The organism is Caulobacter sp. FWC26 (genome assembly GCF_002742645.2).
Lineage (GTDB): Bacteria > Pseudomonadota > Alphaproteobacteria > Caulobacterales > Caulobacteraceae > Caulobacter.
In genome coordinates, this window is sequence record NZ_CP033875.1 from 4384903 (window position 1) to 4406460 (window position 21558).

Sequence of the window (21558 nt, forward strand, 5' to 3'; positions counted from 1 at the left end):
ATCTCCTCTTAGCCCTTCGCGCCTAGCCTAGGTTGAAATGGGGTCGCGCGACGATCTCGGGGGGAAGGCGCTGATGAGCGCGATGACAGTGGACAAGGACGTGGCTCGGGCCGTCGCCTCGCGACGCGCCAACATGTACCTGCGCCTCGGCTCCACCCTGGTGATCTCGGTGATTCTGGACGTCTTCGTCGGCATGCGATGGGTCTGGCTCTGGGCGGCCCTGTATACGGCGATCCAGCTGTTAGAAACCCGTCTGGCGGCGTGGCTGGCCGATCAACCGCGCTCCGGTCACGAGCGCTGGCGTCTGGTGTCCGTCACCGTCGCGCCTTTCCTGACTTCGGCGATCTTCGGCTTCCTCTCCATTCCGCTTTTCGCGTCGCACGAGCGCTTCGCCCCCACCCTGGGCGGCATGCTGCTGGCGGGCGCGCTGATGAACGTGGTCATCGTCAACGGCAGCCTGCGCTCGGCCACGATCTCTGCGGCCGCGCCGCACATCATCTATCTGCTGATCATTCCGGTCATCGCCCACGAGGCGAACCCTGATGCGCCGCTCGCCCACGCCTTGTGGCTGGGCGCCCTGCTGCTGATCGCGGCGGTCGCGGTCGCCTCGCGCACGCTAAGCGCCGCGCTGCAGGCCGAGGCCGACGCCAAGACCGAAGCCGAGCGCCGTCGGCACGAGGCCGAGGAAGCTGTCGCGGCGAAGTCGGCCTTCGTGGCGATGATCAGTCATGAGCTGCGGACGCCCATCAGCGCCATCCTCGCTGGCGCGGCGCGCCTGCACGCCGAGGTTCCCGAGCCCAGCTCCAAGATGCACGCGCAATTGATCACCGACGCCGGCGGCTTGATGCGCACGCTTCTGAACGATCTTCTCGACTTCTCGCGCCTCGAAGCCGGCCGCATGTCGGTGGAGAAATCCCCTTTCAACCTGCGCCAGAGCCTGTCGGACACCTTGAGGCTGTGGCGGCCAGAACTGGCGCGCAAGGGCCTTAAGCTTCGCGTCTCCGGTGCATCGACCGTGCCGCAGTGGGTGACCGGCGACGCGATGCGCCTGAAGCAGGTGCTGAACAACCTTCTCTCGAACGCCGCGAAGTTCACGGGCCGTGGCGGCGTCGCCGTCACGCTGGAAACCGAGCACGTCGGCGACCAGGTGCGCCTGATCATCGATGTGGTCGACACCGGTCCCGGCATTCCCGAAGCGGCGATCACGCGCCTGTTCACCCCGTTCGATCAGCTCGACGAGTCCGTGGTGCGCCAGCATGGCGGATCGGGCCTCGGCCTGGCGATCAGCCGCGAACTGGCGCGTCTGATGGGCGGCGACCTGACGGCGGCCAACGAACCCGGCCAGGGCGCCCGCTTCCGCTTGTCCGTTCTCCTTGAGCCCGCCGAGGCGCCCGCGCTGCGCCCTGCAGGGCCCTCGATCAGCGGCTTCAGAGTCCTGGTCGTCGACGACCATGTGGTGAACCGCCGGGCCGTCGAGCTGATCCTGCAGCCGTTCGGCGTGGAGGCCACCTTGGCGGAATCCGGCGAAGAGGCCCTGGAGTTGCTCGGATCAGAGGTCTTCGACGCCGTTCTGATGGACGTCTACATGCCGGGCCTGGACGGTCGCGAGACCACGCGCCGGCTCCGCGCCAGCGCCGGCCCCAATCGCGAAGCACCGGTTATCGCGGTGACGGCCTCGGCCACCGCCAAGGACTGGGAAGCGTGCACGGCGGCCGGAATGAACGCGCACGTCGCCAAGCCGATCGACCCGGCCGAACTGTTCTCGGCGCTGTCTCAAGTGCTGGCGGCGCGGGACGACGCAGGGCGCGCGAAACCGGAAGTCTTGTCGAGCAGCGCCTGAAGACGGGCGACCAGGGCGGCCTCGTCCTTGAAGTCGCATTCCCAAACGGTTTCGACCCGCCAGCCCGCCTCCATCAGCTCGGTTTGCGTCCGCGCGTCGCGCGAGACATTCCGGGCGACCTTGGCCAACCAATAGTCCCGGTTCGCCTTCGGGACCCGCGCGCCGCGCGGGCAGTCATGGCCGTGCCAGAAGCAGCCGTGGACAAAGAACGCCAGCCGCCGCCCGGGCATCACGATGTCGGGTGAGCCGGGCAGGTCCTTGCGATGCAGGCGGTAGCGGACGCCTAGTCCCGTCAGCGTTCGGCGCAGGCGAAGCTCAGGCCCAGTGTCCCGACTCCGCACCCGCGCCATGACGGCCGAGCGCTTGGCCTTGTCATAGACGTCGGTCAAGGCGCCCGCCCCCGGGGCTAGAGCCCGTCGAACAGGGCGGTCGACAGGTAACGTTCGGCGAAGCTCGGGATGATCACCACGATGGTCTTGCCCTTGTAGTCGTCGCGAAGGGCCAGATCGAAGGCCGCCGTCAGCGCCGCGCCGGAGCTGATGCCGACCGGCAGGCCCTCGGTCGCCGCCGCACGGCGGGCCATGGCGAAGGCGTCGTCGTTGCTGACCTGGACGATGTCGTCGATCACGCCGCGATCCAGCACGCCCGGAACGAAGCCGGCGCCGATCCCCTGGATCTTGTGCGGACCCGGCGCGCCGCCCGACAGCACGGGCGAGGCTTCGGGCTCGACGGCCACCATCTTCAGAGACGGCTTGCGCGCCTTGAGCACCTGCCCCACGCCAGTGATCGTGCCGCCCGTGCCGACGCCCGAAACCACAGCATCCACGGCGCCGGCGGTGTCGTTCCAGATTTCCTCGGCGGTCGAGACCCGGTGGATCAACGGGTTCGCGCCGTTTTCGAACTGCTGCGGCATGACCGCGCCCGGCGTCGCATCGATCAGCTCCTGGGCGCGGGCGACGGCGCCGCGCATGCCCTTCTCCGCCGGGGTCAGTTCCAGCTTGGCCCCGAGCAGCAACAGCATCTTGCGACGCTCGATGGACATGCTCTCAGGCATGACCAGGGTCAGCTTGTAACCCTTGGCGGCCGCGACGAAGGCCAGGGCGATGCCGGTGTTGCCCGAGGTCGGCTCGACGATCGTCGAGCCCGGCTTCAGCACGCCCTGGGCCTCCAGCGATTCGATCATCGAGACGCCGATCCGGTCCTTCACCGAGGCGATCGGATTGAAGAACTCCAGCTTGGCCAGCACCTCGGCCTTGGGGTTCAGCTCGACCGTCAGGCGCGGCAGGCGCACCAGCGGCGTGTCGCCGATCGTGTCGATGATCGAGTCATAGATCTTGCCGCGACCGGCGCGCTTGAAGCGGGCGGCGTCATAGAGGGAGGAAGCGTCGTCCATCGGAACACCCTGGGGCCTGTTGCGGGAGGGCGGCACCCTAGACCCGCCTCAGGCCGCTGTCAGGGGGTCATTCCGCAGCGAGGCTTGCAGTTTTGCTATCAATAAGCGCTATTAAGCGCTTGTTTGAGTCACGGCAGCACCCTCGGCGAGCGCAGAGGCGGCGACCCGCTGATCTCTTTTCTGAAGAATATTAAATAGATCGCCAGCCTTTATCTTCTCGCTACTGCGATTATATCTAAAATATATAGAGCCCTCTTCTATGTGTTTTGTAAAATTCGAGCTCGAATATATCGGCTTTGCGTCTGATGCGAAAACGTAAATTACCGCTATCATCTTTCCAGATATTTCTACAACGCTTCGCTCCCACGGAAAGAATGGCGAGAAATTTCGCGTTACGACATCTGATATATCATTCCAAAATCTTTCAACATTCTGACTATCATCAATGCCGATAATATGTCCATCATCACAAATTCCGAAGAATAAATATCCACCGTTATTGTTAGCGAATGATGCCATAGATCTAGCAATCTTTGCTTTTCCGGCCTTTTCCGCTGGTATTTCGCGCTTGAACTCTGCGAAGTGGCTTTCGAAGCCAGGCAGAGCGGACTGTCCATCGCTAGTGAGATCTAATATCTCATGCACCCTGAGCGAGCTAACCGGGTTAAAGCCATGATTTCTATCGCTATTGCTGGTCTCTCTTATTCGTCTTTCAATAAATTGAGCCACCTCTTCATTAGAGGCGGGAGATATGTCAGGGAATTTCTTGATAATCTCATTGGGCGCGGCAGCAGAAATCTTCCGCCCAGGCCGAACGAAAAACGACATGATAAAGTCGCGCGGTAGGCCATTCATTTTCATGCGCTTGATAAGCGCAACCTCCGTCCTATCGAGCGAGCGCCAAATCCCCTCGGTCTGCTGGCTCATCGACGCCATCACCCTTCAAGTTGATCAACTTATCGAGCACATTCTCCGCGAGAAACTGAACAACGTCCACAACAACGCCATCGCCAGTAATGCTTAGCGCCGCAGTTCGCGTAGCCGGCAGCAAGTAGTGCTCCCCCAACCCCATTAGTCGAGCAGCCTCTCGGGGCGTCAGGGCTCTAATCTTGACGCCCCCGCCTTCCACTACGGCAACAAATTGCTGCGACGACCCCCCTCGGGGCGTGCGCAGACAACCTGCCACGCCATCAAATCGAATCTCAGCCCTCTGAATCTTTTTACCGCCCTCAACACGCATTCGACGGAATATAGTACCTACCGCTCTTCCACCACGAGAGATCGCTATATCTATCTTCTCTGAATTCTTTTCATTGAATAGATTCAATATAGATTTTGACTTCTCTTCTGAGAACCATCTGACAGATTCGTCAGGCTCAATTATCGACTCTACGCTCTGGTTACCCGGCGGCGGATAGTTCATATCCCACCAAACCCACCGTTCTTGTAGATATTTTGGTAGCGCAAGCTTCGCCTGTATTACTCGTCGACTGTGAAATGGGGCTTTTGGCTCTATACGAGCTAAACTCGCGGGTACATTCTCCCGTGTTGCCACTACGAAAACTCTGGGCCTAGACTGCGGGACAAAGCGTGCCGCATCGATCTCAAATGCACCAACGCGGTACCCTTCGTCGAAGAAAGCCTGGCAAAGCGCTTCGAAGTCTTTCCCCCCATGGGAGGTTAGTAAGCCCACTACGTTTTCAACAACAACGGTTCTCGGCGCTCGGCCTTCGGCGTTAAGAGACTTAATGAGCCTCCAGAAGCCAAAAAACGCCGATGAACGCCCCCCCTTCAACCCAGCTCGATTACCCGCCAAACTAAAGTCTTGGCAGGGACTAGACGCCCAGGCCAGATCAGCAGTGCCGGGCAGACGATCCGCCCCAATCTTCCAAACATCACCTTCGTGGAAATGCTTGTCCGCGTCTGCAAAGTTGGCTCGATATGCGCTTGCCTTAACGGGATCGAAGTCGTTGGCGAATACGCACGACCATTTGGTTCCAAGGCCCAATCTAGCCATGCCTCCGCCTGCGAAAAACTCGTAGAATGTGGGGGAGGAACTCTTTGTCATCGCGACGATTCTAGCGTGAGCCGCACCATGAAGCATAGCGTTGCATTGCATTGTACGACCGGGATTGTCGCCGTCGCCCTGACGCTCGCCGCCTGCGGCGCTCCGATGGGCGCCTCCGAGGAGGCTCCGCCGCCGGCCGACGCGCCGGTCACGGTGGGTCCGGACTACTCCGGCGACTTCGACGCGGTGGGGACCGAACCGTTCTGGTCGGTGAAGGTCCGCGCCGAGAGCCTCACGTTGTCACGCCCCGACCAAGCCGACGTCGCCACAGCCAATCCCGGCGTCCGCGCGGACGGCGAACAGGGGGTCTGGGACGCCACCGCCGAAGAGCGGCGGCTGGTGCTGCGCCTGACGCCCGGCGATTGCTCGGACGGCATGTCGGATCGCCGCTACGGCTACGCCGCCGAGGTCTGGATCGACGGCGAGACCCTGCGGGGCTGCGCCGCGAAGACCGCCGCCCTGGCCGCTCAGCCCCTGCCCTAGTCGCCTTTTGGTCCCAGATAGCCGGGGCCATAGACCGCCGCACGGAAGTCGCGGTGCAAGGTCATGTCGAACGGATAGGTCTGGACGAAGAACACGGCCGTCAGCCGGTTGACCGGATCGACCCAGAAAAGCGTGGTCTCGCGGCCGTCCCAGAAGAACTCGCCGACCGCGCCGCGATTTTCCTCGGGCGTCTGGGGCGGGCTCTTGCGGACGGCGAAGTCGAAGCCGAAGCCGACCGTGCCCTTGCTGGGAAGCCAGCTCCGCGCGGTGACGCGCGCGTCCAGGTGATCGGTCGCCATCAAACGTACCGTCGAGGGCTTCAGGATCCTCACCCCCTCCAGCGCGCCGCCGTTCAGCAGCATGCGCGAAAAGCGGGCGTAATCGTCGATCGGCGCGACCAGCCCGGCCCCGCCCATCGTCAGGCGGCGACTGGCATCGAAGTTCATCGCCCGCGTCTCGGCGTCGGCCTGGCGCGCCAGCTTTCCGTCCGCCCCCTTGTTGTAGGTCGCCGCCAGTCGGGCGAAGGCGCTCTCCGGCTGGGTCCAGGCTGTCTCTTTCATGCCGAGAGGATCCAGGATATGCGCTCGCACATAGGTCTCGAAGGGCTGCCCGGAGAGCTTCTCCACCAGGAGGGCCTGGACATCGACCGCTGCGCTATAGCTCCATTGCTCGCCGGGATCGTAGAGCAGCGGCGCGGTCGCGATGCGCCGGCCAAACTCGGCAAGGTCGTTCTTCAGGTTCAGCGGATCCGCCGACCGGAACGCCGCGTCGGCCGGACTGTCGCCCCAGCCATAGGAGAAGCCCGCCGTGTGGCGCAGGATGTCGCGGACCAGGATCGGCCGGACCGCGGACCGCACCCCGCCCTTGGCGTCCGACACCTTCATGTCGGCGAACTCCGGCAGATAGCGCGCCAGAGGATCGTCCAGGCCGAACTTGCCCTGCTCCCACAGCTGCATCAGGGCCACGCCCGTCACCGGCTTGGTCATCGAGAAGATCTGGACCAGGGTGTCGCGGCCCATGGGCCTGCCCGCCTCGCGGTCGGCCATGCCGGCGACGCCGAAATAGCGCTCCTCGCCGTCTTGCCAGACCAAAGCCGAAACCCCGACGGCCCGACCGCTGTCGACCATCGCCTTCAGCGCCGTATCGATCCGCGCCTTGTCGATCTTGACGCTCGTCAGGGCCTCGGCGGCGCCGGCGGGGGCGGCGGTTGTCGGCCCGGCCTCCGCGCAGAGCAGCAACGCCGCGACGGCGGCGAGCACGAACTTCTTGGACACACGGCCTCCCGCAGCGCGCTTATGACGAGGTTGGACTGTCACCGAGCGCGCGCGGCTTTTCCAGCACGACGTGGTCGTACCTACTTCGATAGACCCAGGCGCTGGCCCGCATAGCGCGCGCGCAGCGGCCCCCACCAGGCCTCGTTGTCGAGGTACCACTGGATGGTCTTGCGCAAGCCGGTGTCAAACGTCTCCTGCGCCGTCCAGCCCAACTCGGTCTCCAGCTTGGTCGCATCGATGGCGTAGCGGGCGTCGTGGCCCGGACGGTCGGCGACGAAGGTGATCAGGTCACGACGGCTCTGGCCCGGGATCGGCCGCAGCTCGTCGAGGATGTCGCATATGGCCTCGACCACCTGCAGGTTCGTGCGCTCGTTGCGGCCGCCGACGTTGTAGCTCTCACCCGGGACGCCTCGGGTGGCGATCAGGTGCAGGGCGCGGGCGTGGTCCTCGACGTGCAGCCAGTCGCGAACATTGTCACCCTTGCCGTAGACCGGCAGCGGCTTGCCTTCCAGAGCGTTCAGCGTGACCAGCGGGATCAGCTTCTCGGGGAAGTGATAGGGCCCGTAGTTGTTCGAGCAGTTGGAGACCACGACCGGGAGGCCGTAGGTGTGATGCCAGGCCCGCGCCAGATGGTCGGACGAGGCCTTCGACGCCGAATAGGGCGAGCGCGGATCATAGGGCGTGGCCTCGCTGAACAGGCCCTCGGCGCCCAGGCTGCCGAACACCTCATCGGTCGAGATGTGATGGAAGCGGAAGCGGTCCTTGTCCTCGCCGTCCAAACCCCGCCAGTGCTCCAGGGCGACCTGCAGCATCACATAGGTGCCGACAATGTTGGTCTGGATGAAGTCGCCCGGGCCGGTGATCGAGCGATCGACGTGGCTCTCGGCGGCCAAGTGCATCACGACGTTCGGCTGGAAGGCTCGGATCGTGTCAGCGACAGAGCCCGCGTCGGCCACGTCACCCTGTACGAACTGGTAGTCGGCCTTTCCTTCAAGCATGGCCAGGCTGGCCTGCGAGGCGGCGTAGGTCAGCTTGTCATAGTTGAGGATCGCGACATTGTTCTGGCCAGCCAGATGACGGCACACCGCCGAGCCGATGAAGCCCGACCCGCCGGTCACCATCACGCGAAGATGTTGCTCTGCCATGCGCTGGACGGCTCTTGCCTCTTCAAAGAGCACGCCCCGTATCCAGTTTTTAGTGTACGCGCAACTCCGCCCGCCTAATCGGTGAACACCACCGTCTTGCGGCCGTTCAGCAGCACCCGGTCTTCAAGACGGTAGCGCAGGGCCCGGGCCAGGACGCGGCGCTCGATGTCGCGGCCCTTGCGAACCAGGTCCTCAGGCGTGTCGCGGTGGCTGATGCGCTCGACGTCCTGCTCGATGATCGGGCCTTCGTCGAGGTCGCCGGTCACATAGTGGGCCGAGGCGCCGATCAGCTTCACGCCGCGCGCGTGGGCCTGGTGGTACGGCTTGGCGCCCTTGAAGCCCGGCAGGAACGAGTGGTGGATGTTGATGCAACGGCCCTGCAGCTTGGCCGAGAGACCATCAGACAGCACCTGCATGTAGCGGGCGAGCACCACGATGTCGGTCTTGGTTTCCTGGATCAGCTTCCACAGCTCGGCTTCCTGCTCGAACTTGGTCTCCTTGGTCACCGGCAGGTGATGGAAGGGCAGGTCCGACAGGTCGATATGGGCGTAGGTTTCGGCCGGATGGTTGGACACGACGCCGGTGATATCCATCGGCAGTTCGCCGATGCGCCAGCGATAGACGAGATCCGCCAAGCAGTGGTCGAACTTGCTGGCCAGCAGCAGCACGCGATAGCGGTCGGCGCGGTTCCGCAGCGTCCACTTCATCTTGAAGCCGTCGGCGAGCGCGCCGAAGTCGCCGCGAAGCGCCTCGCGGTCCGCGCCATCGGCGTCGAAGACCACCCGCATGAAGAACTGACCGGTCTCCTGGTCGTCGAACTGCTGGGCGTCGAGAATGTTGCAGCCGCGCTCGAACAGGAAGGCGGAGACCTTGGCGACAATGCCGCGCTGGTCGGGGCAGGAAAGGGTCAGGATCATGGTCCGCTCCCTCTAGAGAAGCCGGCGCGCGAAGAAAAGCGCTTCATCGCGCCGCGCGCGCACGAAATCCCCTGAGACACGGCTTGGCGGACCATTCAAGAGGCATGACCTTGCCATGCGCGCCGCTTGTGGGGTTCCGGGGTGGCCGAGCCCGCGCGAAAGGGTCTAGGCTCGCGCCATGGTTTCCTCCTCCGAAGCGCTGTCCGCCCGCGCCATCGACATCCTGGCCAAGCTGGTGGCGTTCGACACCACCTCACGGCGCTCGAACCTCGAGCTGATCCAGTGGGTCGAACGGTACTTGGCCGACCTGAACGTCCCGACCCGGCGCGTGCCGAATGCGGAGGGAACGAAGTCGAACCTGATGGCGATGATCGGACCGGCCGTGGAGGGCGGGGTCCTGCTGTCGGGCCATACAGACGTGGTCCCGGTCGACGGCCAGCCCTGGTCCACCGATCCCTGGACGCTGACCGAGCGCGACGGCCGCCTGTACGGGCGCGGGACCTGCGACATGAAAGGTTTCCTGGCCCTGGCGCTGGCCGCCGCCCCGGACCTGGCCGCAGCGAACCTTCGCAAGCCCGTCCACCTGGCGTTCTCCTATGACGAGGAGGTTGGGTGCCTGGGCGCGCCTGACATGATCGACGTCATCGCCCGCGAGGTTCCCCGCCCAGCTTTGGTGGTGGTCGGCGAGCCTACCGACATGGTGGCGGTGCGCGCCCACAAGGGCATCGCCAGCTTCAAGGTCACGGTGACCGGCCGCGAGGCTCACTCCAGCCTGACCCATCTCGGGGTGTCGGCGAACATGATGGCGATCAAGCTGATGGCGATGCTGGTCACGCTGTCGGAAAGGCTGGAGCGGGAGGCTGATCCCAACTCGCCATTCACGCCGAAGGGCGCGACCCTGACCATCGGCCAGGTGAACGGCGGGACAGCGGTCAACATCCTGGCGCGCGAATGCGTGTTCATCTTCGACCTGCGCACACCGGCCGGCATGGACCCTGTCGCCTTGCTGTCGGACTTCTTCGCCATGACCTCGGCCCTGGACGCGGAAATCAAGGCCAAGGCTCCCGAGGGCGGGGTCAAGGTCGAACGCCGCTCGCTGACCCCTGCTTTCGCGCCCGAAGAGGACGGCGTCGCCGAGGCCTTCGCCCGCAAGCTGGCCGGCGATAATGGCCCCGCGCGCGTCGTGCCCTACGCCGCCGAGGCCGGACAGTTCCAGGGCGCGGGCTTCTCGACCGTGATCTGCGGTCCCGGCTCGATCGACCAGGCCCACCAACCCGACGAATATGTCGAAGTCAGCCAGATGCAGCGTGGCGCAGCCTTCATGCGCCGGCTGATCGAGGACCTGACAACCTAACGCCGTTTCCCCGGCGAATGCGGGGCCCAGATGGAAGAGCGCTGGGGTGAAAGCTATGAGCTCAGCGTCAATCCCGTCAGCCCAAGCGCTTCGAGATCTGGATCCCGGCATTCGCCGGGAAAGTCGGGGAAAGTTAGGCGCCTCTCCATTTCCTGATCACAAACCGGCGACCGACGAACGCCGCCGGATCGATGGCCATAACCCGCAGGATCGCGCCCGGCGAAACCCTGCGTTTGGCCTGGATCGTCCGGCGATCGGCCATCACCTGGTCCAGGTCCTCGCGCTTCAGGGCCGCGCGGATGCCCCGGATGGTCGGGGCGACATCGCCCCGCCGCCAATGCAGCAGCAGAAGACCCGCCGTCACCGCGACATGCAGGGGCAGCGTAACGGGGAAAAGCCAGCCGGGCGTATTCTTCAGGAAGGTCCACACCCGGTTGCGCGAACCGTGGAAGATCGAGAAGTCCGATCTTACCCCGGTGCTGGCTGAGCCCACATGGGCGACCTTGGCCTTGGGCAAGAGCAGGGTGGGTTCGCCATAGAGCCGCAGGCGATAGCCGAGATCGACGTCCTCGCAGTAGCAGAAGTAGCGCTCGTCAAAGCCCCCGACCGCCAGGAACAGTTCCCGGTCGATCAGCATCGCCGCGCCGCAGGCCGAGAACACCTCGCCCTCGGGTAGGACCGCTGGCGGTTTGCGGCCATAGCCGCCTCGAAAGGGGATGCCCGCGCTGGTGACGTTGTCGCCCGCGCCGTCCAGCAGGCCGGGGCGGTCGGCGGACAGCTGAAGAGAGGCGAAGCTTTTGACGGTCGGATGGCGCGCCGCGCCCGCCATCAGCTCTTCCAGCCAGTCGGGTTCGGCGTAGGCGTCGGGATTGAGCAGCACCAGCCACTGGCCCTTGGCGCGCCGGGCCGCCAGATTGTTGCCGGCGGCGAAGCCGAGGTTGGCGCCCGCCTCGATGAAATCGACCCACGGATGCGCCTTGGCCGCCGCCTGGGGCGCGCCGTCGGTCGAGGCGTTGTCGATCAGGATCGTCTCGAAGTCGCGAAAGGTCTGGGCCGCGAGCCTGTCCAGGCACGCCTCCAGCGTCGGGCCGCTCTGGTAGGAGACGATGACGACGGTTACCGCCGGGCCGGTCTTGTGTTCGGACGTGTCAGACGGCATCGGTGGTCAGCAAATTCCAGAGCAAAGTATTGCGTCATGAAGATCACGCCGCTGGCGATCCCCGAAGTGCTGCTTATCACGCCCGCGCGCCATGGCGATGAGCGCGGCTGGTTTTCCGAGACGTTCCGCCAATCGGCGCTGGAGGAGGCGGGGTTCAAGGCGACGTTCGTTCAGGACAATCACGTCCGCTCGACAACGCGCGGCATCCAGCGGGGATTGCACTATCAAAGGCCGCCCCACGCCCAGGACAAGCTGCTGCGCTGCGTGGTGGGCGCGATCTTCGATGTGGCGGTCGACATCCGCAAAGGCTCGCCGACCTTTGGCCGCTGGGTGGGGGCTGAACTATCGGCCGAGAACCGTCAGCAACTGCTCGTGCCCAAGGGCTTCGCCCATGGCTACGTCACCCTGACCGACGCCTGCGAGGTGCTCTACAAGGTCACCGACTACTACGCGCCCCAGGCCGAGGGCGGCGTGCGCTGGAACGACCCGGCCATCGGGATCGACTGGCCAATCCCGGTCGCCGACATCACCGCCAACGATCGCGACAACGCCGCGCCGTTGCTGAGCGAGATCGACTCGCCGTTCGAGTACGCCTCATAGTAGTCCGACCTCCCCGGCGAATGCCGGGGCCCAGATTCACGCTTAGCTTTCATGGCTTTCGCGCCAGCAGCCCCGATACGACCCACAAAGCCTGATGGGTTCGATCTGAGCCCCGGCGTTCGCCGGGGAAATCGGAGTTTATAATGAGCTTCACCGACTTCTTCTGGACCGCCCATGACGGCCTGCCGCTACATGCGCGCGACTATGCGCCGATCGGTGAGGCGCGCGGACTGCCGGTGATCTGCATCCACGGGCTGACGCGCAACGCTCGCGACTTCGAGGACCTGGCGCCTCGGATCGCCGCCCTGGGCCGTCGGGTGCTGGCGGTTGATGTCCGGGGCCGGGGTCTGTCGGCGCGCGATCCCAACCCGATGAACTATCATCCCGGAACCTATGCGGCGGATGTCGTCGCCCTGCTGGCGGCGGCCGGGATCGCGCGGGCGGTGTTCGTCGGCACCAGCATGGGCGGCCTGATCACCATGGTGCTGACCTCGCTGCAGCCCGAGGCCATCGGTGCGGCGGTGCTGAACGACGTCGGCCCCGAGCTGTCGCCGGTGGGGCTGGCCCGCATCGCCGGCTATACCGGCCTTGCCAGCCAGTTCGAGACCTGGGACGCGGCCGTCGCCTACGCCAAGGCGATCAACGAAGCGGCTTTCCCCGCCTATGGCGCGCAGGATTGGGACGCCTTCGCCCGGCGCCTGTTCGACCAGGAGGGCGACGGCTTCGTGCTGGCCTATGATCCCGACATCTCCGCTCCGATCAAGGCCGCCGCAGAGGCCGCCGCCAAGACCCAGGCCGAGGGCGGCCAGGCCTTGGCGCCGCCGGACATGTATCCGCTGTTCCGGGCGCTGGCGAAGGATCGGCCGCTGCTGCTGGTGCGCGGCGCGATCTCGGACCTGATAGACCCGGATATCGCCCAGCGCATGCGCGCCGCCGCGCCCGCCATGGCCTATGCCGAGGTCCCCGGCGTCGGTCACGCACCGATGCTGACCGAGCCGGAAGCCTGGGCGGCGATAGAAAAGCTGCTGCACGAAGCGCCCTAAGGGACGTGAACCGAGAGCCTTGCCGTGCTAGAGGCGCGGCAACGGCGCTTTCTCGCCGCGACAGAAGTGGACGACATGACCCTCGACCTCGCCGCTATCCAGGCCGCCGCCGGCCGTCTCCAAGGCCAGATCGAGCGCACGCCGTGCCGCCACTCCAAGACCCTGTCGAAGATCACCGGCGCCGAGGTGTGGGTGAAGTTCGAGAATCTGCAGTTCACCGCCGCCTACAAGGAGCGCGGCGCGCTGAACAAGCTGATGCTTCTTTCGGAGACCGAGAAGCAGCGCGGGGTCATCGCCGCCAGCGCCGGCAACCACGCCCAGGGCCTGGCCTATCACGGCGCGCGGCTGGGCGTGCCGGTCACCATCGTCATGCCCAAGACCACGCCCTTCGTGAAGGTGCAGCACACCCGCGACTTCGGCGCGACCGTGGTCATCGAGGGCGAGACCTATGACGACGCCAACGCCCACGCCCGAAAGCTTCGCGACGAGCAGGGCCTGACCTTCGTCCACCCGTTCGACGACTACGACATCATGGCCGGCCAGGGCACGATCGCTTTGGAAATGCTGGAAGACGCGCCCGACCTGGAAGTCCTCCCCGTGCCGATCGGCGGCGGCGGCTTGATCAGCGGCGTGGCGACGGCCGCCAAGGCCTTGAAGCCCGACATCCGCATCATCGGCTGCGAGCCGGCCATGTATCCGTCCTTCACCGCCCGCATGCGCGGCGTGGCGGCCCATTGCGGCGGCCAGACCATCGCCGAAGGCGTGGCGGTCAAGCAGGTCGGCGACCTGACCTACGGCGTGGTGCGCCCGCTGATCGACGACGTTCTGCTTCTGGAAGAGCCGCACCTGGAGCAGGCCGTCTCGCTGTACTGTAACGTCGAGAAGACCATCGCCGAGGGCGCGGGCGCGGCCTCGCTGGCCGCCCTGCTGGCCTATCCCGAACGCTTCCGGGGCAAGAAGTGCGGCCTGATCCTGTGCGGCGGCAATATCGACACCCGCCTGCTGGCCTCGGTCCTGACCCGCGAACTGGTCCGCGCCCAGCGCCTGGTCAGTCTGCGGATCATCGGCGACGATCGGCCGGGCCTGCTGTCGACCGTGGCCTCGGTGATCGGGACCATGGGCGCCAATATCATCGAGGTGAACCACAACCGCCTGGCCCTGGACGTGCCGGCCAAGGGCGCGGAGTTCGACATCACCATCGAGACCCGCGACGCCCAGCACACTCAAGAGGTCATGGAGGCCCTGCGCGAAAGCGGCTACCCGCCCCGCGCGGTCTAGCCCTTGGGCTTGCCCGGCCCGATCCGGTTCACGTCCAAGAGTTCGATCCGGAAGATCATCACGCTGTTGGCGGGGATCGGGCCCTTGTCCTGCGCGCCATAACCCAGGGCCGGCGGCACGTAGAGGATCCACTCGTCGCCGGCCTTCATGCGCTGCAAGGCGATGACCCACGCCGGGACCAGCCCGTCCAGCGGGAACACCGCCGGCACGCCGCGCTCGTAGCTCGAATCGAACACCGTGCCGTCGATCAGCTTGCCCTCGTAGTGGACCTTGACCTCGTCGGCCTTGCTTGGGTGCATGCCGCCGTTCGGGCCTTCGCGCACGACCTTGTACTGCAAGCCCTGCGGCAGGGTGACGACGCCCGGCTCCTTGGCGTTCTTGGCCATGAAGGCGTCGGCGGCGGCGAGGTTCTCCTGCGCCTTCTTGCTGGGACCGCAGGCCGTAAGGACCAGACCCGTGGCGGCGAGGGTGGCGAGCAGGGCGCGACGATGCATGGGGGACCTCGATCGAAACAGGCCGTTCAGCTAACACGGCCGGCCCGAAAATCCATGCCTGGACCCCCAATGCCTGCGCGCGCGAGGTCGATTTCACGCAACAGGAGTGGCGTCCGGGCCTCCGGGCGCCTAGAAACAGCTACCCGCCTCCGCAGACGAGATGTTCATGAAGCCCGTTCGCAAAGCCGTTCTGCCTGTCGCCGGCCTTGGCACCCGTGTCCTGCCGGGCACCAAGACCACGCCGAAGGAACTGCTGAACGTCGTCGATCGCCCGATCCTGTCCTACATTGTCGAGGAAGGCCGCAAGGCGGGCATTGAGCACTTCGTCTTCGTCACCGGCCGCAGCAAGGGCGCGATCGAGGACTATTTCGACCATCAGGTCGAGCTCGAGGCGCAACTGGAGGCCAAGGGCAAGACCGACATTCTGCAGCAGCTTCGCGCCGAACTGCCCAAGCCGGGCGAGATGAGCTTCGTGCGCCAGATGGCCCCGCTGGGCCTGGGCCACGCGGTCTGGTGCGCGCGTGACATCATCGGCGACGAGCCCTTCGCGGTCATGCTGCCGGACGTCATCGTCGACGCCGAGCGCCCGTGCCTTGGCCAATTGGTCGACGTCTACAACACGGTGGGCGGCGGCAATGTCATCGGCGTCGAGGAGGTGCCGGAGAGCGAGACCCACAAGTACGGCGTCGTCGCCCCGGGCAAGGTCGATGGCCGCATGGCCACCATGACCGGCATGGTCGAGAAGCCGCTGCAAGGCACGGCGCCGTCCAACTGGGCGATCGCCGGCCGCTATATCCTGCAGCCCGAGATCTTCGCCCTGCTGGCGGCCCAGGAGAAGGGCGCCGGCAACGAGATCCAGCTGACCGACTCGATGGCCAAGCTTATGAAGGACCAGCCCTTCCACGCCTATGTCTACGAGGGCGTCACCCATGACTGCGGCGATAAGATCGGCCTGCTGCGCGCCAACGTAGCCCTCGCTCTGAAGCGCCCAGACCTGGGCGCGGCCGCGCGCGCGGCGGTCGAGGCGGCGCTAAAAGTTTAGAGCCATTCGGCGAGAACGCTCTCGTCGCCCTCGCGCCCTCGAAGGGCCGCCGCAGCGTCTCCCAGCAACCGCCGCGCGGCCCACACCGCCGCGCCGCGCACGACCGGCGTGGGGTCGGCCAGCAGCGGCTCCACCACCGCCATCAAGCTAGCGTCCCCGCTGTTGCCGATCGCGTAGAGCACATTGCGCACGAAGCGGTCGCGGCCGATCCGCTTGATCGGGTTCTTCGAGAACAACGCCCGAAAGGCCGCATCGTCCAGCACCGCCAGCTCGGCCAATGACGGCTGGCGCAGCGCCCCCCGCGCAACGAGCTTGGCCTCGTTCGACAGCGAGGCGAACTTGTTCCACGGACACACCGCCAGACAGTCGTCGCAGCCATAGATCCGGTTGCCGAGCGCCGGCCGGAACTCGGCGGGGATGGGTCCGGAGAGCTCGATCGTCAGGTACGAGATGCAGCGTCGGGCATCCAGTTGGCGGGGGGTGGGGAAGGCGTTGGTCGGGCACACGTCGAGGCACGCGCGGCACGAGCCGCAATGATCGACCTCGGCGTCGTCCGGCGGGAGTTCCAGTGTCGTCAGGACGCTTCCCAGGAACAGCCACGAGCCGAACTGACGTGAGACAAGGTTCGTATGTTTGCCCTGCCAGCCCAGGCCAGCGCGCTGGGCCAGGGGCTTCTCGAGCAGCGGCGCGGTGTCGACGAAGACCTTCACGTCCTGGCCGAACCGGCGGTGCATCCAGCCCGCCAACACCTTCAGGCGCTTCTTGATCACGTCGTGATAGTCGTCGCCCTGGGCATAGACCGAGATCGCCGCGCGCTCCGGATCTGCCAGCTGTTCGAGCGGATCGATGTCGGGGCCGTAGTTGACGCCCAGCACCACCGCCGACTTCGCGTCGCTCCACATGGCGGTGGGATGCGAGCGCCGTTCCAGCGTCTCCTCCATCCAGCCCATGTCACCGTGGCGCTCGGCGTGGACAAATTCACGCAGCCATTCGCCGTTGGGCCAGGCGTCCGTGGCGCTGGCGAAACCGCAGGCGGAGAAGCCGAGTCTCAGGGCCTCGGCGCGGATCTCGTCCTTGATGCGGTCTGGCGTCAGCTCAGAAATCGAGGTCGTCATAGTGCGCGGCCGGCGCGAGGCCGGGCCAGCGGTCGGCCAGGATCGGCCTGAAGCAAGGCCTCGACTTCAGCTTCATGTACCACGTCTTGGCGGTCGGGAAGTCCTTCCAGGGCACGTCGCCGAAGTAGTCGATCACCGACAGGTGCGCGGCGGCGGCGAAGTCGGCCAGGCTCATGCGGCGACCCGCCAGCCAGTCGCGGGTCTGCAGCAGGCTTTCGATGTAGCCCAGGTGCATCCGCAGGGCCTCGCGTCCCTGACGCAGCGCCGCGAGATCGGGCGCGCCCATCCGCAGCAGGCGCTTTTCCATCTTCTCATGCAGCAGGAAGCCGTTGACCTCGTTGTCGAACTTGCGGTCGAACCACTGCAGCAACCGCCGGGCCTCAGCGCGTTCGGCCGGATCGCGCCCCAACAGCGGCGGCTCGCTCTCGGTCTCTTCGATGTGTTCGAGGATCGCGCGGGTCTCGCAGACCACAAGGTTGCGCTGGTGCTTGGTCTCGACCAGCACCGGCGGCATGCCCGAGGGATTCAGCGCGGTGAACTCCGGCGGCATTTCCCAGTAGCGAACCTGCATTTCGACGAAGGGCAGGCGCTTCTCGCCCAGCGCCAGACGCACCTGTCGCGAGGCGGGATCGAGGGGGAAATGGTGAAGAGTACGTTCGACGCTCATGCCCAGGCGCAATCAGGCTGCATCGAAAGAGCGATGCGCCGTTTTGCTTAACAACAGATTGCCGAACCACGTTGAGCCAGGAAATCCAGGCTTTTGCGCGGCGTTTTGGCGCTGGAACCTCAGCTGTTCATCCGAGCGATGAGGTTGGTCGTGCTCTGGCCCTGTTTCAGCTCGGCCAGAACGACCTTGCCGCCGTAGCCGAGCACGATGTCGGACCCCACCACGGTCTCGATCGTGTAGTCGGCGCCCTTGACCAGGACGTCGGGGCGGAAGGCCTTGATGAGCTCCAGCGGCGTGTCTTCGTCAAACAGCACGACCAGGTCCACCGACGAGAGCGACGCCAGCACCGTGGCGCGGCCCTGCTCCTTCTGAACGGGACGGGTCGGCCCCTTGAGCTTGGAGACCGAGGCGTCGGTGTTCAAGCCGACGATCAGGCGATCGCAGGCGGCCTTGGCCTGGGAGAGCAACGACACATGGCCCGGGTGCAGCAGGTCGAAACAGCCGTTGGTGAAGCCGACCTTCAAGCCACGCGCACGCCAGCCTTCCACGATCCGCCGGGCCTGATCGCGGTCGGCGATCTTGATCTCGCCAGGTTCGCCCTGGACGGAGGTGGCGCAAGCCGTCAGCTCGGCGGCCGTGACGACGTCGGTGCCAAGCTTGGCCACGACCAGCCCTCCAGCCAGATTGGCCAGTTGGGCGGCCTGCGCCAGGCTGGCGCCCGCCGCGACCGAGAGGGCGAGCGTCGCCGCGACGGTGTCGCCCGCGCCAGAGACGTCGAACACCTCGATCGCCGTGGCCGGCAGATGGATCGGCGCCTGGTCCCGCACCGCCAAGGTCATACCGGCCCCGCCGCGGGTGATCAGCGCCGCCTCAAGCCCAGGCGCCATGGCCAGAATGGCCGCGCCGGCGTCTTCCGAGGCCGCATCGCTGTTATCGACGATCCCCGTGGCCTCAGCGGCTTCCTTCCGGTTCGGCTTGATCAAGGTGGCGCCGTCGTAGCGCGAGAAGTCCCGACTCTTGGGATCGACGATCACCGGCTTGCCCGCGGCCTTGGCGGCGTCGATCGCGCCTCGAACCACCTCCGGCGTCAGCACGCCCTTGGCGTAATCGGACAGCACCACCACGTCGGCCGCGCCCAGCCGCGCCTTGAACGCCGCAAGCAGGGCCGTCCCGTCGCCTGGGCCCCGGTCCTCGCGGTCGACGCGCAGCATCTGGTGCGAACCGGAGATGTAGCGAACCTTCTCGGTCGTACGCCGCGCGGGATCGGCCACCAGCTCGGCCTCCAGGCCCGCCTCGGCGTCGATCATTCCCCGTAGCGCGGCCCCGGCGTCGTCATGGCCAACGAGGCCGATCAGCACAGCCTTTGCGCCCAGCGCGGCGACGTTGCGCGCCACGTTGCCGGCCCCACCCAGCATGGCGGTCTCTTTCTCGACCGCGATCACGGGCACCGGCGCCTCGGGCGAGATGCGATCGACCGCGCCATAGATGAAGCGGTCCAGCATCACGTCGCCCAGCACCAGCACGGTCTTGCCGGCGAAGGCGCGGGGCAGGTGGGCCAGGGTGTCGTCCATAGGGGTCCTTCGGGTTCTCGCGGCGCTTTTGCCCCCGTCGGGGCGTCTTGGGCAAGCGCCGTCAGTCGTGCTCGACCTCGGCGAAAAGGCCGCCGTGCTTCTCGGCCAGACCGCGCGGATCGCCGTGGATGATCAGGTCCGCCGCCGGAAAGGCGTCCAGCACGCGGTTCTCCGCCGCGACGATGATCGCGTGCGCCTCCGCCAACGAGATGTCGCCGGCCAGGTCGGCGTGCATCTGAATGTGGACATAGGGACCCGAGGCGCGCGTGCGCAGTTGGTGGACGCCCAGAACCTTGGGATCGGCGGTGACCAGCGCGACGATCTTCTCGCGATCCTCGTCGGGCAGCTCGCGGTCCATCAGCTGGTGCGACGCCTCCCGGAAGACGCCGACGGCGCCCCAGATCAGCCACAGCGCCACGATCAAGCCGGCCACGGCGTCCACCCACGGCAACCCCAGCCAAGCCGCCGCGCCGACACCGACCAGGGCGACGGCGTTCGAGGCGAGGTCGGCGGCGTAGTGGGCCCGGTCGCCCGAGATCGCGATCGAGCCGCTGGCCTTCACCACCCGCGTCTGGGCGGTGATCAGGGCGAGCGTCAGCGCGATCGAGATCGCCATGACCGCGACGCCGGCCAGCCCGTGCTCGACGGGCTGCGGATGAAGCCAGGCGTTGATGGCTTCACGCCCCACCAGGGCCCCGGAGGCGAAGACCAGACCGCCCTGCATCAGGCTGGAGAACGCTTCGGCCTTGCCGTGCCCGAACCGGTGCTCGGCGTCCGGCGGTTCGGCGGCGTAGCGCACGGCGTAGACCGTGATCAGCGACGCGACGAGGTCCAGGGCCGAGTCCGACAGCGACGCCAGGATCGCCACCGAACCGCTGGCCTGCCAGGCGATCGCTTTCACCACGATCAGAATGGCGGCCGTGGCGACCGACAGCAGCGCCACGCGCTGGGTGGCGGCCCGGGTCTCGGGTGAGGCGGCGGAGAGGGACATGGCCTCTCTCTACCGCACTCGGCGCCGAAGGCTAAGCCGCGACGCGGACCTCGGGACCAACATAGACCGATTGTGGCCGGATCAGGCGGCCAACGGCCAGTTGCTCTCGCGCATGGGCCAGCCAGCCGGCGACCCGCCCCATGGCGAACACGCAGGTGAAACTGGCCGGCGGCAGCCCCAGGGCCTCAAGCAGCAGGGCGGTGTAGAACTCGACATTGGTGTCGAGCGGTCGGTCGGGCTTGTGCTCGCGCAGGATCTCAAGCGCGGCCCGCTCCACGGCCTCGGCGAAGGCCAGTCGCCCGGGGGCCGCGCCGGTGGCGCTCGCCAGCATGCGCACGGCCGCCTTCAAAGCGTCGGCGCGCGGGTCGCGGACACGATAGATCCGATGGCCAAAGCCCATCAGGCGGTCGCCGCGCGCCAAGGCGCGCTCCAGCCAGGGCCGCGCGTTCTCCGGCGTTCCGATCGCGTCCAGCATGTCGATGACCGGTCCTGGCGCGCCGCCGTGCAGCGGCCCCTTGAGCGCCGACAGGCCGGCCAGGACGGAAGAGGTCAGGCCCGCCCGCGTCGAGGCCACCACCCGCGCCGCGAAGGTGGAGGCGTTAAGCCCATGGTCGCAGACCGTAACCAGATAGGCGTCCAGCGCAGCCGCCTCGGCGTCGGTGACCGGCGCGCCCCGGGTCATCCGCAGGATGTCGGCGGCGTGCGACAGCGCGGGGTCCGGCGCAATCGGCGCTTCTCCGGCGGCGACTCGCAGTACGGCCGGCGTGAACACCGCCGGGGCGGCGATCAGCAGCAGGGCCGTTCGCAGATCATCGCCGTCGGGCAAGCGCGCCAGCAGGGCGCGCATGGCCTCGACCGGATCCCGCCGGGCCAAGCCGTCATCCAGCGCGCCGACCTCGGCGAAGACGCGCGCCCGGGCCTCGCCCAACACGGCGGCAAGATCACTGGGAGCGTCGTCGAAGAAACCGTCGAACAGCAGGTGCGCGGCCTCCTCAAAGCGCGTCCGCCCCGCGAGGTCCTCGACGGCGTAGCCTCGGATCACCAGGCGGCCATGGGCGCCATCGACATCGGACAGAACGGTTCGGGCGGCGATCACGCCCTCAAGACCCTCGGACATGTGCGGT

The 21558-nt window shown here is 66.4% G+C and carries 21 protein-coding genes; 7 read left to right on the plus strand and 14 right to left on the minus strand.

The window, feature by feature from the left end; genetic code table 11:
- Positions 1 to 37: 37 nt before the first annotated feature.
- Positions 38 to 1840, plus strand: coding sequence for an ATP-binding protein (locus CSW63_RS22500; protein ID WP_062096735.1), 1803 nt, complete (start codon positions 38 to 40; stop codon positions 1838 to 1840).
- On the opposite strand, the gene CSW63_RS22505 is transcribed toward CSW63_RS22500, so the two are convergent.
- From CSW63_RS22505 to CSW63_RS22520, 4 genes are all read right to left on the minus strand, one after another.
- Positions 1774 to 2229 (minus strand): very short patch repair endonuclease, encoded by a 456-nt coding sequence (locus tag CSW63_RS22505; protein WP_062096737.1) that lies wholly within the window; start codon positions 2227 to 2229, stop codon positions 1774 to 1776. The genes CSW63_RS22500 and CSW63_RS22505 overlap by 67 nt on opposite strands.
- 17 nt (positions 2230 to 2246) lie before the next feature.
- Positions 2247 to 3233 (minus strand): cysteine synthase A, encoded by a 987-nt coding sequence (gene cysK / locus CSW63_RS22510; RefSeq protein ID WP_062096739.1) that lies wholly within the window; start codon positions 3231 to 3233, stop codon positions 2247 to 2249.
- A gap of 111 nt (positions 3234 to 3344) precedes the next feature.
- A complete protein-coding gene (locus CSW63_RS22515; protein ID WP_168193716.1) occupies positions 3345 to 4160 on the minus strand; it encodes a helix-turn-helix domain-containing protein in 816 nt (271 codons plus the stop codon).
- Positions 4120 to 5301: a DNA cytosine methyltransferase gene (locus CSW63_RS22520; protein ID WP_062096985.1), complete on the minus strand. Its 1182-nt coding sequence runs from the start codon at positions 5299 to 5301 to the stop codon at positions 4120 to 4122. Before CSW63_RS22520 ends, CSW63_RS22515 begins: the two co-directional genes overlap by 41 nt.
- Positions 5302 to 5328: 27 nt before the next feature.
- On the opposite strand from CSW63_RS22520, the gene CSW63_RS22525 reads away from it, so the two are divergent.
- Complete coding sequence (locus CSW63_RS22525; protein ID WP_062096741.1) at positions 5329 to 5784, plus strand: COG3650 family protein; 456 nt, start codon at positions 5329 to 5331, stop codon at positions 5782 to 5784.
- On the opposite strand, the gene CSW63_RS22530 is transcribed toward CSW63_RS22525, so the two are convergent.
- The 3 genes from CSW63_RS22530 to purU all read right to left on the minus strand — a co-directional run bounded on the left by CSW63_RS22530 (position 5781) and on the right by purU (position 9120).
- A complete protein-coding gene (locus CSW63_RS22530) occupies positions 5781 to 7058 on the minus strand; it encodes a serine hydrolase (protein WP_062096743.1) in 1278 nt (425 codons plus the stop codon). The two genes, CSW63_RS22525 and CSW63_RS22530, sit on opposite strands and share 4 nt — an antisense overlap.
- A gap of 80 nt (positions 7059 to 7138) precedes the next feature.
- Positions 7139 to 8203, minus strand: a complete 1065-nt coding sequence (gene rfbB, locus CSW63_RS22535) for a dTDP-glucose 4,6-dehydratase (RefSeq protein WP_062096745.1) — start codon at positions 8201 to 8203, stop codon at positions 7139 to 7141.
- Between the two features lie 74 nt (positions 8204 to 8277).
- The gene (gene purU / locus CSW63_RS22540) at positions 8278 to 9120 is read right to left on the minus strand and encodes a formyltetrahydrofolate deformylase (protein WP_062096747.1); all 843 of its coding nucleotides are present in this window, start codon (positions 9118 to 9120) and stop codon (positions 8278 to 8280) included.
- A 178-nt stretch (positions 9121 to 9298) separates the two neighbouring features.
- On the opposite strand from purU, the gene argE reads away from it, so the two are divergent.
- Positions 9299 to 10474 (plus strand): acetylornithine deacetylase, encoded by a 1176-nt coding sequence (gene argE, locus CSW63_RS22545; protein WP_062096749.1) that lies wholly within the window; start codon positions 9299 to 9301, stop codon positions 10472 to 10474.
- Positions 10475 to 10607: 133 nt separating this feature from the next.
- Here argE and CSW63_RS22550 read toward each other — a convergent pair whose 3' ends face one another.
- A complete protein-coding gene (locus CSW63_RS22550; protein WP_062096751.1) occupies positions 10608 to 11633 on the minus strand; it encodes a glycosyltransferase family 2 protein in 1026 nt (341 codons plus the stop codon).
- 36 nt (positions 11634 to 11669) lie between these two features.
- Here CSW63_RS22550 and rfbC point away from each other — a divergent pair, with 36 nt between their 5' ends.
- From rfbC to CSW63_RS22565, 3 genes are all read left to right on the plus strand, one after another.
- The gene (gene rfbC, locus CSW63_RS22555; protein WP_062096753.1) at positions 11670 to 12233 is read left to right on the plus strand and encodes a dTDP-4-dehydrorhamnose 3,5-epimerase; all 564 of its coding nucleotides are present in this window, start codon (positions 11670 to 11672) and stop codon (positions 12231 to 12233) included.
- A gap of 140 nt (positions 12234 to 12373) precedes the next feature.
- Positions 12374 to 13276, plus strand: a complete 903-nt coding sequence (locus CSW63_RS22560) for an alpha/beta fold hydrolase (protein WP_082749547.1) — start codon at positions 12374 to 12376, stop codon at positions 13274 to 13276.
- Between the two features lie 75 nt (positions 13277 to 13351).
- Positions 13352 to 14554, plus strand: a complete 1203-nt coding sequence (locus tag CSW63_RS22565) for a threonine ammonia-lyase (protein ID WP_062096987.1) — start codon at positions 13352 to 13354, stop codon at positions 14552 to 14554.
- Here CSW63_RS22565 and CSW63_RS22570 read toward each other — a convergent pair.
- Complete coding sequence (locus CSW63_RS22570) at positions 14551 to 15048, minus strand: FKBP-type peptidyl-prolyl cis-trans isomerase (RefSeq protein ID WP_062096757.1); 498 nt, start codon at positions 15046 to 15048, stop codon at positions 14551 to 14553. The two genes, CSW63_RS22565 and CSW63_RS22570, sit on opposite strands and share 4 nt — an antisense overlap.
- Before the next feature lie 160 nt (positions 15049 to 15208).
- Here CSW63_RS22570 and CSW63_RS22575 point away from each other — a divergent pair, with 160 nt between their 5' ends.
- Entirely contained in the window at positions 15209 to 16090 is an 882-nt protein-coding gene (locus tag CSW63_RS22575; RefSeq protein WP_171012827.1) for a UTP--glucose-1-phosphate uridylyltransferase, read from the plus strand.
- Here the strand turns inward: CSW63_RS22575 and queG are convergent.
- From queG to CSW63_RS22600, 5 genes are all read right to left on the minus strand, one after another.
- Positions 16087 to 17205, minus strand: a complete 1119-nt coding sequence (queG, locus tag CSW63_RS22580; RefSeq protein ID WP_062096759.1) for a tRNA epoxyqueuosine(34) reductase QueG — start codon at positions 17203 to 17205, stop codon at positions 16087 to 16089. The genes CSW63_RS22575 and queG overlap by 4 nt on opposite strands.
- Positions 17186 to 17872 carry an FtsZ-binding protein FzlA gene (gene fzlA, locus CSW63_RS22585; RefSeq protein WP_062096989.1) on the minus strand — a complete coding sequence of 229 codons (687 nt, stop codon included), beginning with the start codon at positions 17870 to 17872 and terminating at the stop codon, positions 17186 to 17188. Before fzlA ends, queG begins: the two co-directional genes overlap by 20 nt.
- A 119-nt stretch (positions 17873 to 17991) precedes the next feature.
- Positions 17992 to 19443 carry a D-glycero-beta-D-manno-heptose-7-phosphate kinase gene (gene rfaE1, locus CSW63_RS22590; RefSeq protein WP_062096761.1) on the minus strand — a complete coding sequence of 484 codons (1452 nt, stop codon included), beginning with the start codon at positions 19441 to 19443 and terminating at the stop codon, positions 17992 to 17994.
- Positions 19444 to 19504: 61 nt separating this feature from the next.
- Positions 19505 to 20434 (minus strand): cation diffusion facilitator family transporter, encoded by a 930-nt coding sequence (locus CSW63_RS22595; protein ID WP_062096763.1) that lies wholly within the window; start codon positions 20432 to 20434, stop codon positions 19505 to 19507.
- 31 nt (positions 20435 to 20465) lie between these two features.
- Positions 20466 to 21551, minus strand: coding sequence for a citrate synthase/methylcitrate synthase (locus tag CSW63_RS22600; RefSeq protein WP_062096765.1), 1086 nt, complete (start codon positions 21549 to 21551; stop codon positions 20466 to 20468).
- Between the last annotated feature and the right edge of the window lie 7 nt (positions 21552 to 21558).

Coding starts and splice junctions, on each gene's coding strand:
- CSW63_RS22500 (WP_062096735.1), top strand. CDS start 38: ATGGGGTCGCGCGACGATCTCGGGGGGAAGGCGCTGATGAGCGCGATG.
- cysK (WP_062096739.1), bottom strand. CDS start 3,233: ATGGACGACGCTTCCTCCCTCTATGACGCCGCCCGCTTCAAGCGCGCC.
- CSW63_RS22515 (WP_168193716.1), bottom strand. CDS start 4,160: ATGAGCCAGCAGACCGAGGGGATTTGGCGCTCGCTCGATAGGACGGAG.
- CSW63_RS22520 (WP_062096985.1), bottom strand. CDS start 5,301: ATGACAAAGAGTTCCTCCCCCACATTCTACGAGTTTTTCGCAGGCGGA.
- CSW63_RS22525 (WP_062096741.1), top strand. CDS start 5,329: ATGAAGCATAGCGTTGCATTGCATTGTACGACCGGGATTGTCGCCGTC.
- rfbB (WP_062096745.1), bottom strand. CDS start 8,203: ATGGCAGAGCAACATCTTCGCGTGATGGTGACCGGCGGGTCGGGCTTC.
- purU (WP_062096747.1), bottom strand. CDS start 9,120: ATGATCCTGACCCTTTCCTGCCCCGACCAGCGCGGCATTGTCGCCAAG.
- argE (WP_062096749.1), top strand. CDS start 9,299: ATGGTTTCCTCCTCCGAAGCGCTGTCCGCCCGCGCCATCGACATCCTG.
- CSW63_RS22550 (WP_062096751.1), bottom strand. CDS start 11,633: ATGCCGTCTGACACGTCCGAACACAAGACCGGCCCGGCGGTAACCGTC.
- rfbC (WP_062096753.1), top strand. CDS start 11,670: ATGAAGATCACGCCGCTGGCGATCCCCGAAGTGCTGCTTATCACGCCC.
- CSW63_RS22565 (WP_062096987.1), top strand. CDS start 13,352: ATGACCCTCGACCTCGCCGCTATCCAGGCCGCCGCCGGCCGTCTCCAA.
- CSW63_RS22570 (WP_062096757.1), bottom strand. CDS start 15,048: ATGCATCGTCGCGCCCTGCTCGCCACCCTCGCCGCCACGGGTCTGGTC.
- CSW63_RS22575 (WP_171012827.1), top strand. CDS start 15,209: ATGTTCATGAAGCCCGTTCGCAAAGCCGTTCTGCCTGTCGCCGGCCTT.
- queG (WP_062096759.1), bottom strand. CDS start 17,205: ATGACGACCTCGATTTCTGAGCTGACGCCAGACCGCATCAAGGACGAG.
- fzlA (WP_062096989.1), bottom strand. CDS start 17,872: ATGAGCGTCGAACGTACTCTTCACCATTTCCCCCTCGATCCCGCCTCG.
- rfaE1 (WP_062096761.1), bottom strand. CDS start 19,443: ATGGACGACACCCTGGCCCACCTGCCCCGCGCCTTCGCCGGCAAGACC.
- CSW63_RS22595 (WP_062096763.1), bottom strand. CDS start 20,434: ATGTCCCTCTCCGCCGCCTCACCCGAGACCCGGGCCGCCACCCAGCGC.
- CSW63_RS22600 (WP_062096765.1), bottom strand. CDS start 21,551: ATGTCCGAGGGTCTTGAGGGCGTGATCGCCGCCCGAACCGTTCTGTCC.